Here is a 13,074-nt window from a genome sequence, read left to right as displayed (position 1 = left end):
GGTGGAAAGCCGCCGCGCTTTTGCCCAAAGGTGAGTGGAATTCCAAGCGCGAAAGGCTAAGGACCGGGACATGAGCGATCCCTCCCCTCCCTCCAAGGGTTCCTACACCTACGAACAGTCCGGCGTCTCGATTGAAGCGGGCAACCGGCTGGTGAAAGCCATCGCCCCGCTGGCGAAAGCCACCGCCCGTCCCGGTGCGACCAGCGATCTGGGCGGGTTCGGCGGCTTCTTCGACCCCAAGGCGGCAGGCTTCAGCGACCCGCTGCTGGTCGCGGCGAATGACGGGGTCGGGACCAAGCTCAAACTCGCGATCGAGCACGACCGGCACGATACCGTCGGTATCGACCTCGTCGCGATGTGCGTCAACGACCTCATCGTTCAGGGCGCCGAGCCGCTGTTCTTCCTCGACTATTTCGCCACCGGGAAGCTCGAGGAAGGCGTCGCCGAGCGCGTGATCGCGGGGATCGCCGAGGGCTGCAAGCAGGCGGGATGCGCTCTGATCGGCGGGGAAACGGCGGAAATGCCGGGGATGTATGCCCCCGGCGACTACGACCTTGCCGGTTTCTGCGTCGGCGCGGTCGAGCGCGGCGAACAATTGACCGGCGAGCGCGTCGCGCCGGGCGACGTGCTCATCGGCCTCGCCTCCTCCGGCGTTCATTCGAACGGCTATTCGCTCGTCCGCCGCCTCGCCGCCGATTTCGGCTGGCGGATGGACCGCCCGGCGGTGTTCGACCGCGAGCGCCTGTTGATCGACGCACTGATCGAGCCGACGCGGATCTATGTCGCAAGCCTGCTGCCGCTTATCCGCGAAGGCCAAGTGAACGCCCTCGCCCACATCACCGGCGGGGGGCTGCTCGAAAACATCCCGCGCATCCTGCCCGAAGGCGCACACGCGGTGGTCGATGCCGACCTGTGGCAGCAGCCGGGCCTCATGGCCTTCCTCCAAGCGCAGGGGAATATCGAACCGGAGGAACTCGCGCGCACTTTCAATTGCGGGGTCGGCATGGTGCTCGCGGTCGCGCCGGAGCGGGCGGCCGCGGTGATCGAACGGCTCGAAGCCGCAGGCGAAACCGCCTTCCGCGTCGGCGCTATCGAGGACGGCCCGCGCGGCTGCACCGTGCGCGGGTCGCAGGGCACCTGGAGCGCGCGCTCGGCGTTCGAAGCGGTCCACAATGTCTGACAACCCCGGCCCCCGAGCGAAGGTCGCGATCTTCATCTCGGGCGCGGGGACCAACATGGCCGCCCTCCTCCACGCAAGCCGCCTGCCGGGCGCGCCCTATGAAGTCGTGCTGGTCGCGAGCAACAACCCCGACGCCGAAGGGCTGGCGCTCGCCCGGCTCGAGGGCATCCCGACTTTCGCCCATTCGCACAAGGGGGTGAGCCGCGAGGCGCAGGACGAGGCGATGGAGGCCGCCGCGCTTGACGCAGGCGCGGAGTATATCGCGCTCGCGGGCTATATGCGGATCCTTTCGGAAGGGTTCGTGAAGCGCTGGGAAGGCCGGATGCTCAACATCCACCCTTCGCTCCTGCCGAAATACAAGGGGCTCGACACCTTCGCCCGTGCGATTCAAGCGGGCGACAGCCATGCCGGCGCGAGCGTGCATCTCGTTACGAGCGAACTCGATTCAGGCGAAGTGCTCGCCCAGCTTCCCGTCGCCATCGCCCCCGACGACACACCCGAAGCCCTCGCTGTGCGGGTCCGCATCGCCGAACACCAGCTCTACCCGCGCGCGCTGGCCGACTATGTCTCACGCGGGAGCGATCCGGGCTACCTGCTGGCACGGGTCCGCGAACTCGCTCTCGCCCTGCCGGAAACGCACGAAAAGGAAAGCCACGGCGCGCCCGGATTTCGCGTCGGTTCGGCGAAGACCGGCAAATTCTTCGCCTATTTCAGCGGCCGAGATCACGGTAGGGGGCGCATCGCGCTGCTGGTCAAGACGAGCGGCGTGGACGAGATGGCGAACCTCGTGGAGACGCAGCCGGATGCCTATTTCAAGCCGCCCTATTACGGGGCGAGCGGGTGGGTCGCCGTGATCCTCGACCGGCCGGGGCTCGACTGGGACCATATCGGCGAATGGCTCGAGCGCAGCTGGCGCGCGGTCGCTCCGGCGCGGCTGACGAAGCTGCACGATGCGGCGGAGATGTTCCGATGAAGGTGCCGCCGCGCGATCACCCGCTGGCGCGTTCGCCGCTCGCCGACCGGACGAGCGCGCTGCTCGGCAATGCATGGGCTAAGGGCCGCCTGCCCGAACCCTCGCTCGATGCGCGCGGCCTGTGGGAGATTGCAGCGCGACCGCTCGGCGCGCAGGCCGCAGCGGCGGAGCAAGCCGGGCGCGAGGAAGCCGATGTCGCCGATTTCCGCGAACGGCTGGACCGGCTCACGCGCGCCGTGCGCGAGGAAGCCGCCCTCAACCCGCTCGGCCGGGCCATGGCGCACGGGCAGCTCGTGCGCGCCATTCGCAACCGCCTGCGCCTGGGAGCGCTGTGGGCGAAGCGCCCCGAAATGGCCGAAACCCGGCTCGCCGCGCCGATCATCGTGATCGGGCATATGCGCTCGGGCACGACCCGCATCCACAAGCTGCTCGCCGCGGACCCGGCCCATTCGCACACGCGATACTGCGACGCTTACCACCCGGTTCCCTCACGCTTCGGCGTGAACCGGGCGAAGAGCGCGCTCGACCTCGCCCTGCTCGGCGCGCTCAACCCGTGGCTCCAGTCGATCCATCCCATGGCCCCGGCCCGCGCCGAGGAGGAGCTCGCCTGGATATCGGCGGCGCTGCACCACTCGATCTACGAATCCCAATGGCACATCCCGTCCTATTCGGGCTGGAGCGAAGCGCGCGACCCAGCGGCGATCTACCGAGAGTTCGCACGGATGCTGCGGACCGACGCGGCGCACCGGGGAGTGGCGGAGCTTCCCCGCGTGATGAAGGTTCCCGCCTTCGCCGAGGACCTGCCCGCCCTGCTCACGCAGTTCCCCGATGCGCGGCTGGTGATCGCCCGGCGCGAGCGCGAGGCGGTTCTGAAAAGCGCAGTCAGCCTCGCGGCGAACCAGATGGCGATCCAGTCCGACACCTGCGACCTTGCGCGGATCGAGACGCTATGGCGGCACAAGATCGACCTGCGCGAGAAGCGCATGGCCAAGGCGCTTGCGACCTTTCGCGGACCCGTGGCACGGCTCGATTTCGAGGCGCTGGGCGCGGACTGGGAGGCGGAAATCGCTCGCGCCTATGCCGAACTCGGCCTCGAGCTGTCACCCGCCGCGCTCGCCGCGATGCGGGCCGAGATGAAGAGCAGCGAGCGCGGCGCCCACCGCGCCCATTCGGACCAGCTCGCTCGTTTCGCCGAGGCGCGGGCGGGCTGAGGCGCAAACGAAAAGGGCCGCCCCATGGGGACGGCCCTTTCGATTAGATCGAAGCGGCGCGATCAGCCGACGATCTCGTCCTCGTCGAAGAAGAAGTCGATCTCGATCTTCGCGTTTTCTTCGCTGTCCGAGCCGTGGACCGTGTTCTCGCCGATCGACAGGGCGTATTCCTTGCGGATCGTGCCTTCGGCGGCTTCGGCCGGGTTGGTCGCGCCCATCACGTCGCGGTTGCGCTTCACCGCATCCTCGCCTTCGAGGACCTGCACGACGACCGGCTCGCTCATCATGAACTCGACCAGTTCGCCGAAGAAGGGGCGTTCCTTGTGGACCGCGTAGAAGCCTTCGGCCTGTTCGCGGGTCATGCGGATGCGCTTGGACGCGACGACGCGCAGGCCGGCTTCCTCCAGCATCTTGGTGACAGCGCCGGTCAGGTTGCGCTTGGTGGCATCGGGCTTGATGATCGAAAAGGTGCGGGTGACCGCCATTGTTCGTGTTCCTTGGACTAGAGAGAGATAGAGGAGCGCTGCGGGGCGCGTGAGAGAAGCGAGGCGCGGGCGCGGAGTCCCGGCGCGGGTTCGTCGCGCGCGCGCTTAGCCCCGGCGGCGCGGCAGTTCAAGCCCGATGGGGCGTTCGGCGGATTTGCGCGCCTATTCGGGCATTCGTCCGATGAAGAGCTGGCCGGTCGTCGTGCCCTCGTCGCCCGTCACGCTGGCCTGAAAGGCGAGCCCCTCGGCTTCGTTCTCGCCCGCGACCATAAGGCTTTCGCCCATTTTCGCATCCATCTGGATCTCGACCCCGGCGGCTTCGGCCTGCTCGCGGAAATGGGCGATGACATCTTCGGGCGCGGCGTCGGCCTCGAAAATGACCATGCTGCCGGTGCGCTCGCCCTGGTTGATGACCGAATTGGACGTCACGCGCGAGCCGGGGAAGAGCGAGAAGCCGTCGGGCAGTTCGACCGGCACGTCCTTGCCCGAGCGCAGGGTCGCGGTGCCCTCCTCGGTCTCGACCGACATCCGCGCTTCGCCGGTGTCGCGGTCGATCGTGTATTCGCCGGTCTCGCCGTCCTCGGTGGTGAATTCGCCGCTTTCCTCCTGCCCGCCGCAGGCCGCCAGCAGCAGCGCGCCGCCGAGCGCGGTCGCAATCCTCGTAATGCCCATCAGTGCCTCCTCATGGCTCCGTGTGCGAGAGCATCGGCCTTGCCGCCGAGGAGTTCAAGCCTTCAGGCCGCCTTGACCCATTTGCCGCCCTCCTGCCGGAAGAAGGAGCGTTCAACCCCGTCCCGCCCGTCGAGCGAACGCCATGTCGCGCGCGCGGCTTCGAGCGTGTCCTCGCCGAACAGCAGGAAAGCCCGCGCGAAACCCTCCGCTTCGCGCCAGGTGCCGTCGGCGAAGACTACGTGGCTCGCCCCGTTGGGTGCGACCGGATCGGCGGAAAGCAGGATGGGCTGGCGTTCCTCTCCCGCCGCACCTGCATGGCCATTGGCGAGAAAGCTTTCGGGCGAAGCCTCCCACAGCGCCCTGGCGATGAGCTGGCGCTGTTCGGCATCAGCGCTCACCACGAGCAGCCGCTCGCCCTGCGCCAGCACGCGCTCCGCGATGAGCGCAACGACACGAGGGGCGGGGTCGCGCGATAGCTGCCAGAAATCGACTTTCATGTCTGGCCGCCCTTATTGCGCCGACACCGCTCCGAACAATAGCGCACGTTGTCCCAGTCGCGCGCCCACTTCTTGCGCCAGGCGAAGGGCAGGCCGCAGGACGCGCAGGTCTTGGTCGGCAGATCGGCCTTCCTGCGCATCCTGCCCAAGCGCCCTACTCCACGCTTTCCTTGACGAACCGGTCGAGCAGGCGCGCGCCATAACCCGTCGCGCCCTTGTCCCAGGTGTGGCCCGGCTTGGTCGACCAGACCATCCCCGCGATGTCGAGATGCGCCCACGGCGTGCCTTTGCGGATGAAGCGCTGTAGGAACTGCGCCGCGGTGATCGAGCCTGCCTCGCGCGGCCCCACGTTCTTCATGTCGGCGATCGGCGAATCGATCAGCTTGTCGTAGGCGGGCGCGAGCGGCAGGCGCCATAACTTGTCGCCGACGCCCTCGCCCGCGCAGGCGAGCTGGCCGGCGAGTTCGTCGTCATTGGCGAACATCCCGCCATGCTCGTTGCCGAGCGCGATGATCATCGCGCCGGTCAGCGTCGCGAGGTCGACGATCCGCGCGGGGTCGAATTCCTCCTGCGCCCAGTGCAGCGCATCGCACAGCACCAGCCGCCCTTCGGCATCGGTGTTGAGCACTTCGACCGTCTGGCCGCTCATGGTGGTGACGATGTCGCCGGGGCGCTGGGCCTTGCCGTCGGGCATATTCTCGACGAGACCGACCACGCCGATCACGTTCGCCTTCGCCTTGCGCCCGACCAGCGCCAGCATCGCGCCCGCGACGGCTCCTGCGCCGCCCATGTCCCACTTCATGTCTTCCATGCCGGGCGGCGGCTTCAGGGAGATGCCGCCCGTGTCGAAGGTCACGCCCTTGCCGACGAAGACGGTCGGCTTGTCCCCCGCCTTGCCGCCGTTCCAGCGGATCGCGAGAATCCGGCTCGGCTGTTCGGACCCCTGCCCGACCCCGAGCAGCGCGCCCATGCCGAGCTTTTCCATCGCCTCGTCATCGAGCACGATCAGCTCCGCGCCCGTCCCCTCGAAAGCCTTTTCGCACATTGCGACGAAGCTCGTCGGGTAGAGCTTGTTGGCCGGTTCGGTTACGAGCGTGCGGGTGAATTCGACCCCCCTGGCGACCGCCTCGGCTTCGGCCCAGGCATCCTTCGTGCCGTCGGGAGCGCCGACGACATGGACCATTTCGAGGCTCGGCCGCTTGTCGGCGGGAAGCGTCGTCCGGTAGGCGTCCTGCCGCCAGGCGCGCAGGCGCAGGCCCAGCAGCGCCGCCGCCGCTTCCTCGCCCGAAAGGTCCGCATGGCCGAGATCGAGCACCATCTCGCTCTCGCCCGAGACGAGATATTTGGCGCTCAGCGCCGCACCCGCCTTCTCGATGTTGAGCCGCCGCGCGGCCCCATCGGTCTCCCCCGCCCCGGCCAGCGCGATCCGGCGCAAGGAGCCGTCGTCGCTCGAGAAAGTCTCGAAGACCTGCCCCGCGCTGCCCTTGAATCGCGCCGCCTTGGCGCCGTCGACAAGAGTCGCGTCCAAATCGGACGGCAAGTCGCCCTGGTTCACGATGCGGGCGTAGAGCCGGACGCTGGCGGGCGGGCTGTCGCTGAAACGGATCTTCATGGGGTCTCCCGGCTGGGCCCGCCGGATGGCTCCGGACGAGCGGAATTCTGGCGATCGGCTCGGCCCGACCAACGCGTGAAACGGTTGATCGCTCCCGCGCAAAAGGACGCGCTCGCAGGGTGCGGTTCGCACGCGCGGACCGGGCCGTGAATGGCGATTGCGATTAGGCGTGAGCGGTGCAATAGGCAAGGCATGACGGCTGGTTTCACGGGGCACGCGCGCAACTTCGCGCCCGGCGCGACGCGCGCCCGCTTGCGCCGTGCCGCCTCCCCGCTGCCGCTGGCCCGCACTCTCGCCCTTGCCGGGCTCGGTCCCGCGGCGCTTTTGCAGGGCGGAGCCGCCGCCGCGCTCGAACCGATCGCGGCGCCCGTTCTCGGCGCGGCCCTGCAGGATGCCGACCCCTCGCTCGACGCGCCCGTCCTCTCGCGCGAGCGCGAGGAGCTGATCGGGAAGGATCGCATCCTAACCTTCGAGGCCGACCGCCTGTCCTACGACAACGAGGCCGAGATCGTCACCGCCAGCGGCGATGTCGTGCTGCGCAGCGAGGACCGGTCGGTCCGCGCGGACGAGGTCGTGTGGTATCGCGACAGCGGGCGGATCGTCGCGACCGGCAATATTCGCTTCGTCGACGAGGGCGGCAACCAGCTCTTCACCGACCAGATCGAGCTGACCGACGAATTCGAAGCCGGCGCGATGGAGGAACTGCTCATCGCCCTGCGCGCCGGGGGGCGGCTCGCCGCGCGCTCGGCCGCGCGAGCGGAGGACGGGACGATCCTTCTCGACCGCGCGGCCTACACCGCCTGCCCCGTCACCGGCGAGGACGGCTGCGCCGACGATCCGTCCTGGCGCATCACCGCCGACCGGGTGATCTACGATCCCGACGAACAGCGCGTGCGGTTCCGGGGCGCGATGCTGGAGTTGTTCGGGGCGCGCATCCTCCCGCTCCCCGGCCTCGCATTGAACACCGACGGCGAGGCGGTGTCGGGCTTTCTCATTCCCAATATCCGCGTCACGCAGGTCAACGGGCTCGAACTTTCGGGCGAATATTACTGGCGCCTCGCCGACAACAAGGACCTGACGCTGGGCGCCTTCGTCTTCTCGGACGTCGCCCCCATGGTCAGCGCCGAGTGGCGGCATCTGACGGACAAGGGCGCTTACCAGGTCACCGGCTACCTCACCCAGTCGAGCCGCGTCGCCGACCTGACCGGGCAGGCGACGACCGAAAGCGACCCGCGCGGTTACCTTTTCGCCAATGGCCGTTTCCAGTTCGCCGAGAACTGGAGCCTCACCGGATCGATCCGCGCGGCGAGCGACCGAACCTTCCTGCGCCGCTACGATCTCAGCCGCGACGACCGGCTGCGCTCGACGGTAAACCTGGAACGGATCGACGAGGACTCCTATCTCAGCCTCGCCGGCTGGGCGACGCAGACGCTCCGGATCAATGCCGACCAGGGGCAGATCCCGATCGCCCTGCCCGCCTTCGATTATCGCCGCCTGATCGAGGAGCCGGTGCTGGGCGGCGAGGTCCAGCTGCAGGCCAACACGCTGGCGCTGCTGCGGACCGACGGGCAGGATACGCAGCGCGCCTTCGCCGGGGCGCGCTGGGACCTGAGGACACTGACCGGGCTCGGCCAGGTCGTGACCTTCAGCGCGCTGGTGCGGGGCGATGTCTACCACACCTCCGACACCGGCTCGACACTGACCGAGATCTATCGCGGCAACGAAGGCTGGACCGCGCGCGGCATCGCCACGGCAGCGATCGACATCGAATGGCCCTTCGTCGGCGAAGCCTTCGGCGGCACGCAGGTCCTGAAGCCTCGCCTCCAGCTCGTCGCCAGCCCGCCGATCCGCAACCTTGCCGTGCCCAACGAGGACGCGCGCGCGATCGACCTCGAGGATTCCAACCTCTTCGCGCTCAATCGCTTTCCCGGATACGACCGGGTCGAGGACGGCGCGCGGGTCACCTGGGGGCTCGACTGGGAGCTGCAGAAGCCCGGCTGGCGGGTCAAGACCACCGTCGGCCAGTCCTACCGGCTGGAAGACAAGCAGGAGATCTTCCCCGTAGGCACCGGCCTGTCGGAGCGCGTGTCCGATTTCGTCGGGCGGACCGAGGTGCGCTACCGCGATTTCCTCGCCTTCACCCATCGCTTCCGGCTCGACAAGGACAACCTCGCGTTTCGTCGCAACGAGATCGACGCCGCGATCGGGTCGCGCCGGACCTATCTCGAAGTGGGCTACCTGCGTTTGAACCGCGACATTCAGACCGTCGAGGATCTGCAGGACCGCGAGGAATTCCGCGCCGCCGCGCGGGTCGCCTTCGCCAACAACTGGGCGGTGTTCGGATCCGGCGTGTTCAACCTGACGAGCGCGGAGGAAGACCCCGTCTTCGCGCCCGACGGGTTCGAGCCGATCCGCACCCGGCTCGGGGTGTCCTACCAGGACGACTGCCTCGAATTCGGCTTCACCTGGCGGCGCGACTACATCACGGCGGGCGACGCGGCGCGGGGCAATTCCTTCCAGCTCTTTTTCGCGCTGAGGAATCTCGGTTTCCGCTGAGGCGCGCGAATTGGCAGCGGCGGCAAAAAGGGCTACACGCGCCGCGAGACAGTCAGAACCGAGGCCACCAGCACCTCCACTCAGCGCAGGTTAAGCCCGGCTCCGGCAGGGGAGCGATCCGGCGAAAAGGGCGAGGGGCCGCCCGGAACGCCGACGAATCAGGACGGAACGAACGAGTGACTTCGACAAGCATGATGAAGAATTTCTGTGCCGCTTTCACCTCTGCGGCGCTGGTCGCGGCTCCGCTCGTGCCCGCCATGGCGCAGACGGTCGCCGTGCCGACCGCGGACAACCCTTTCGGCATTCCCGACGACATCGAAATCTTCGGCAAGGAAAACCCGGACACCCGCACCGCGACGGCGGTGGTGAACGGCTATGTCATCACCGGGACCGACATCGACCAGCGCGTGGCGCTCGTCACCTCGGCCTCGGAAACCGAGGTATCGGACCAGGAGCTCGAGCGGCTGCGGGTGCAGGTGCTGCGCAACCTGATCGACGAAACGCTCAAGATCCAGGCATCCGAGGCGCTCGATATGCCGGTCAGCCGGGCCGAGGTCGAACAGACCTATGCCCAGCTCGCGGCGCAGAATTTCGGGCAGGAGCCTGAAAAGATGGCCGAATACCTCGTCTCGATCGGATCTTCGCCGGCCGCGCTCAAACGCCAGATCGAAGGCGAGATCGCGTGGGAGAACCTCCTGCGGCGCAACATCATGCCCTTCGTCAACGTCTCGGCCGAAGAGGTCAACGACGTGCTCGAACGGCTCGAGGAGGCCAAGGGGCAGGACGAATACCGGGTCGGCGAGATTTACCTTTCGGCGACACAGGAAAACCGCGCCGCGGTGCTCCAGAACGCGCAGCGTATCATGGAGCAGCTGCGCCAGGGCGGCAGCTTCGTCGCCTATGCCCGCCAGTTCTCCGAGGCGACCACCGCAGTCGTCGGCGGCGATCTGGGCTGGATCCGTCTCGGCCAGCTGCCGCCTGCGCTCGACGCCGCGCTCCAGCAGATGCAGCCCGGCCAGCTCCAAGGCCCAATCGAAATCCCCGGCGGCTTCTCGATCATCTACCTCATCAACAAGCGCAAGGTGGCGATGGCGGACCCTGCCGATGCCATCCTCAGCCTTAAGCAGATCGCGATCAGCTTCGAACCCGACGTGACGCAGGAAGCGGCCGAGGCCAAGGTCAACGAATTCGCCGCCTTCGTGAACAACCTTCGCAGCTGCTCCGATGCCGAAAGCGCGCGCGACGTGTTGGGCGCGACGGTCGTCTCGAACGACCAGATCCGCGCCGCGAACCTGCCCGAACAGCTGCGCGCGATCATCCTCAATATGCAGGTCGGCCAGACCACCCCGCCCTTCGGCTCGCCGCAGGAAGGGGTGCGCGTGCTGATGCTGTGCGGGCGCGACGATCCCGAACAGGTCGGCGGTCCGAATTTCGACGAGATCATGGACCAGATCGAGCAGGAGCGGATCAACAAGCGCGCCCAGCGTTACCTGCGCGACCTGCGCAACGACGCCTATATCGAATACAATTGACGGGGCGCGCGAGGGGATGACGAGCGAGGCTCCCATCGCGCTCGCGCTCGGCGACCCGGCCGGAATCGGGCCCGAAATCATCGCCGAGGCATGGACCCAGCGCGCCCGGACCGCGCCCGCGGGCGGCGCGCCGCATCCCTTCTTCGTCGTCGGCGGTCCCGCGGTCCTGCGCGCTGCGGTCGAAGCGCGCGGGCTCGACTGCCCGATCGTCCCCATCGCCGAGCCTTCCGAAGCGCTGTTCGCCTTTTCCGCAGGGCTCCCGGTCATGGCCGGGCTCGATGCGCCCTATACGCCGGGAAGCCCAAGCGAAGCGGGCGCGCGGCTCGCGCTGGCCTCGCTCACCTATGCGACGCGTTTCGCGCTTGGGCACAGCGCGGCGGCGCTCGTCACCGCGCCCATCGCCAAGGCCGAGCTTGCGAAGGTCGGCTTCGCCAATCCGGGCCAGACCGAATTCCTCGCCGATGCCTGCCGCCTGCCCTATCGCGACGCGGTGATGATGCTCGCCGGGCCGAGCTTGCGGACCGTGCCGCTCACCGTCCACTGTGCGCTCGCCGAAGTGCCCGGACTGCTCACCAGCGAGCTCATCGCCCACAAGGCGCGCATCGTCGCCAAGGGGCTCACGCGCGATTTCGGGATCGAGCGGCCTCGCCTCGCCGTCGCCGGGCTCAACCCACACGCGGGCGAAGGGGGCAAGTTCGGCGACGAGGAGGCGCGGATCATCGAACCCGCGATTAGGGAATTGCAGGACGAAGGTCTCGACGTCACCGGCCCCGTGCCGGGCGACGCGCTGTTCACCTCGCGCGTGCGCGGCACATACGACGCGGCGCTGTGTATGTATCATGACCAGGCGCTCATCCCCTTGAAAGCGTTGGAATTCGACGAGGGCGTCAACGTCACGCTCGGCCTGCCGATCATCCGGACCTCGCCCGACCACGGCACCGCCTTCGACATCGCGGGCAAGGGGATCGCCGATCCGGGCGCGATGATTGCCGCGATCCGCATGGCGGCGGAATGCGCGGCCGCGCGGGCGAGAGCATGACCACCCTCCCCCCGATCCGGGAGGTCATCGCCCGACACGGATTGTCGGCTTCCAAGGCGCTGGGACAGAACTTCCTCATGGACGAGCAATTGCTCGCCCGAATCGCCGCTATACCCGGCGATCTTGCGGGTAAGGCCGTGCTCGAGGTCGGCCCCGGTCCCGGCGGGCTCACCCGCGCGCTGCTGCGCGCCGGTGCCCGCGTCACCGCGATCGAGATGGACCGACGCTGCCTGCCCGCTCTCGCAGAACTCAGCGAAGCCTTTCCGGGGCAACTGACCGTCATCGAAGGCGATGCGATGAAGCTCGACCACGGCGAGGTCATGGACGGCGAACCCTTCGCCGTGCTGTCCAACCTGCCCTATAATGTCGGCACGGCGCTGTTCGTCAAATGGCTGTCGGGCGAGGGCTGGCCGCCCGCATGGACCTCGCTCACGCTGATGTTCCAGCGCGAGGTGGCCGAACGGATCGTCGCCGCGCCGGGCACCAGCGCCTATGGCCGCCTCGCTGTGCTAGCGCAGTGGCGCGCCGAGGCCCGCCTCGCGATGAAGGTTCACCGCAGCGCCTTCACCCCGCCGCCCAAGGTGATGAGCGCGGTGGTCCACGTGACGCCCTTTGAAATGCCCGCAGGTGTCTCGGCGCGCATGATCGAACGCCTCACCGAAGCCGCCTTCGGCCAGCGGCGCAAGATGCTGCGACAGAGCCTCAAGGGCGTCCCCGGCGCGCTCGATGCGCTGGGCCGCCTCGGCATCGACGAAACGCGCCGCGCCGAAACCGTCAGCGTCGCCGAATTCGTCGCTCTAGCCCGCGCTCTTACTGCCTGAAGGTCTCGCCCCAGATGGTGTAGATGAAAGTCGCCGACCAGGTGATGAGCATGAAGCCCGACAGCGAAAGCATCATCACCATCAGCCGGATCGGCCCATGCGCGTCCATCCCGGTATAGCCGAGCGTGGAAAAGCTGATCCCGGCGAAATAGAGCAGGTCGGCGGCGTCGCTGCCGTTCACCCCGTCGCTCAGCATCCCGTAGGCCGGATCGCCCAGCAGCCAGGCGATCGCGCCCGCGGCGATGCCGATTTCGAGGATATGCAGCAGCGCCAATCCCCAGAAGGTCAGCAACAGGCCGAGCGGGCTGTGCCGGTGGCGCTTGGGCTTGGCCCAGCGGATGCCTTCGAGCCCGGCGAGATGGATCCCGCCGAACGCGAAGAGCAGGGCGATGCCCAAGCCCAGGACGTGAAGTTCCGCTTGTGTCATCTCCCGGACCAACAGGCGGCGCGGGCGTGTTGTTCCTGCCGCAGGCGTGCTTGCGAAACGCCCTGTCGC

13 protein-coding genes are annotated in these 13,074 nt (G+C 68.1%); 7 read left to right on the top strand and 6 right to left on the bottom strand.

From position 1 onward, the window contains the following. Positions 1-70 precede the first annotated feature (70 nt). Genes purM through G9473_RS02025 form a run of 3 tightly spaced genes read left to right on the top strand, consistent with a single transcriptional unit; the run spans position 71 to position 3,364 of the window. A complete protein-coding gene (gene purM / locus G9473_RS02035) occupies positions 71-1,180 on the top strand; it encodes a phosphoribosylformylglycinamidine cyclo-ligase (RefSeq protein WP_291135498.1) in 1,110 nt (369 codons plus the stop codon). Then, positions 1,173-2,153 carry a phosphoribosylglycinamide formyltransferase gene (purN, locus tag G9473_RS02030; RefSeq protein ID WP_291135496.1) on the top strand — a complete coding sequence of 327 codons (981 nt, stop codon included), beginning with the start codon at positions 1,173-1,175 and terminating at the stop codon, positions 2,151-2,153. The genes purM and purN overlap by 8 nt, the downstream gene beginning before the upstream one ends. After that, on the top strand, positions 2,150-3,364 hold the full coding sequence (locus G9473_RS02025; RefSeq protein ID WP_291135494.1) for a sulfotransferase: 1,215 nt from the start codon (positions 2,150-2,152) through the stop codon (positions 3,362-3,364). The genes purN and G9473_RS02025 overlap by 4 nt, the downstream gene beginning before the upstream one ends. 62 nt (positions 3,365-3,426) lie before the next feature. On the opposite strand, the gene ndk is transcribed toward G9473_RS02025, so the two are convergent. The 5 genes from ndk to G9473_RS02000 all read right to left on the bottom strand — a co-directional run bounded on the left by ndk (position 3,427) and on the right by G9473_RS02000 (position 6,630). Beyond that, complete coding sequence (gene ndk, locus G9473_RS02020) at positions 3,427-3,849, bottom strand: nucleoside-diphosphate kinase (RefSeq protein WP_291135481.1); 423 nt, start codon at positions 3,847-3,849, stop codon at positions 3,427-3,429. 162 nt (positions 3,850-4,011) lie between these two features. Beyond that, a complete protein-coding gene (locus tag G9473_RS02015) occupies positions 4,012-4,521 on the bottom strand; it encodes a hypothetical protein (protein ID WP_291135479.1) in 510 nt (169 codons plus the stop codon). Between the two features lie 62 nt (positions 4,522-4,583). After that, positions 4,584-5,018, bottom strand: a complete 435-nt coding sequence (locus G9473_RS02010) for a DNA polymerase III subunit chi (protein ID WP_291135477.1) — start codon at positions 5,016-5,018, stop codon at positions 4,584-4,586. Next, positions 5,015-5,158: a DUF2256 domain-containing protein gene (locus tag G9473_RS02005; RefSeq protein WP_291135475.1), complete on the bottom strand. Its 144-nt coding sequence runs from the start codon at positions 5,156-5,158 to the stop codon at positions 5,015-5,017. Before G9473_RS02005 ends, G9473_RS02010 begins: the two co-directional genes overlap by 4 nt. 14 nt (positions 5,159-5,172) lie before the next feature. Then, positions 5,173-6,630 carry a leucyl aminopeptidase gene (locus tag G9473_RS02000; RefSeq protein ID WP_291135473.1) on the bottom strand — a complete coding sequence of 486 codons (1,458 nt, stop codon included), beginning with the start codon at positions 6,628-6,630 and terminating at the stop codon, positions 5,173-5,175. A gap of 192 nt (positions 6,631-6,822) precedes the next feature. Here G9473_RS02000 and G9473_RS01995 point away from each other — a divergent pair, with 192 nt between their 5' ends. The 4 genes from G9473_RS01995 to rsmA all read left to right on the top strand — a co-directional run bounded on the left by G9473_RS01995 (position 6,823) and on the right by rsmA (position 12,578). Further along, complete coding sequence (locus G9473_RS01995; RefSeq protein ID WP_291135471.1) at positions 6,823-9,186, top strand: LPS assembly protein LptD; 2,364 nt, start codon at positions 6,823-6,825, stop codon at positions 9,184-9,186. Positions 9,187-9,362: 176 nt separating this feature from the next. Further along, complete coding sequence (locus G9473_RS01990) at positions 9,363-10,718, top strand: peptidylprolyl isomerase (protein ID WP_367159273.1); 1,356 nt, start codon at positions 9,363-9,365, stop codon at positions 10,716-10,718. A 16-nt stretch (positions 10,719-10,734) separates the two neighbouring features. Continuing rightward, complete coding sequence (gene pdxA, locus G9473_RS01985) at positions 10,735-11,757, top strand: 4-hydroxythreonine-4-phosphate dehydrogenase PdxA (RefSeq protein WP_291135469.1); 1,023 nt, start codon at positions 10,735-10,737, stop codon at positions 11,755-11,757. Next, a complete protein-coding gene (gene rsmA, locus G9473_RS01980) occupies positions 11,754-12,578 on the top strand; it encodes a 16S rRNA (adenine(1518)-N(6)/adenine(1519)-N(6))-dimethyltransferase RsmA (RefSeq protein ID WP_291135468.1) in 825 nt (274 codons plus the stop codon). The genes pdxA and rsmA overlap by 4 nt, the downstream gene beginning before the upstream one ends. Here rsmA and G9473_RS01975 read toward each other — a convergent pair. After that, positions 12,568-13,005 carry an ion channel gene (locus G9473_RS01975; protein WP_291135466.1) on the bottom strand — a complete coding sequence of 146 codons (438 nt, stop codon included), beginning with the start codon at positions 13,003-13,005 and terminating at the stop codon, positions 12,568-12,570. The two genes, rsmA and G9473_RS01975, sit on opposite strands and share 11 nt — an antisense overlap. Positions 13,006-13,074: the final 69 nt, after the last annotated feature.

Origin of the sequence: Erythrobacter sp., assembly GCF_011765465.1 — a bacterium.
In the GTDB taxonomy this organism is placed as follows: Bacteria; Pseudomonadota; Alphaproteobacteria; order Sphingomonadales; family Sphingomonadaceae; genus Erythrobacter.
The sequence above is the reverse complement of the archived record's forward strand: the minus strand, read 5'-3'. Positions and strand labels throughout refer to the sequence as shown.

Bases quoted from the DNA above. Each gene is read 5' to 3' on its own strand.
- G9473_RS02010 (WP_291135477.1), bottom strand. From the start codon at position 5,018: ATGAAAGTCGATTTCTGGCAGCTATCGCGCGACCCCGCCCCTCGTGTC.
- G9473_RS01975 (WP_291135466.1), bottom strand. From the start codon at position 13,005: ATGACACAAGCGGAACTTCACGTCCTGGGCTTGGGCATCGCCCTGCTC.
- G9473_RS01995 (WP_291135471.1), top strand. From the start codon at position 6,823: ATGACGGCTGGTTTCACGGGGCACGCGCGCAACTTCGCGCCCGGCGCG.
- G9473_RS02005 (WP_291135475.1), bottom strand. From the start codon at position 5,158: ATGCGCAGGAAGGCCGATCTGCCGACCAAGACCTGCGCGTCCTGCGGC.
- purM (WP_291135498.1), top strand. From the start codon at position 71: ATGAGCGATCCCTCCCCTCCCTCCAAGGGTTCCTACACCTACGAACAG.
- rsmA (WP_291135468.1), top strand. From the start codon at position 11,754: ATGACCACCCTCCCCCCGATCCGGGAGGTCATCGCCCGACACGGATTG.
- G9473_RS02015 (WP_291135479.1), bottom strand. From the start codon at position 4,521: ATGGGCATTACGAGGATTGCGACCGCGCTCGGCGGCGCGCTGCTGCTG.
- purN (WP_291135496.1), top strand. From the start codon at position 1,173: ATGTCTGACAACCCCGGCCCCCGAGCGAAGGTCGCGATCTTCATCTCG.
- G9473_RS02000 (WP_291135473.1), bottom strand. From the start codon at position 6,630: ATGAAGATCCGTTTCAGCGACAGCCCGCCCGCCAGCGTCCGGCTCTAC.
- G9473_RS02025 (WP_291135494.1), top strand. From the start codon at position 2,150: ATGAAGGTGCCGCCGCGCGATCACCCGCTGGCGCGTTCGCCGCTCGCC.
- ndk (WP_291135481.1), bottom strand. From the start codon at position 3,849: ATGGCGGTCACCCGCACCTTTTCGATCATCAAGCCCGATGCCACCAAG.
- pdxA (WP_291135469.1), top strand. From the start codon at position 10,735: ATGACGAGCGAGGCTCCCATCGCGCTCGCGCTCGGCGACCCGGCCGGA.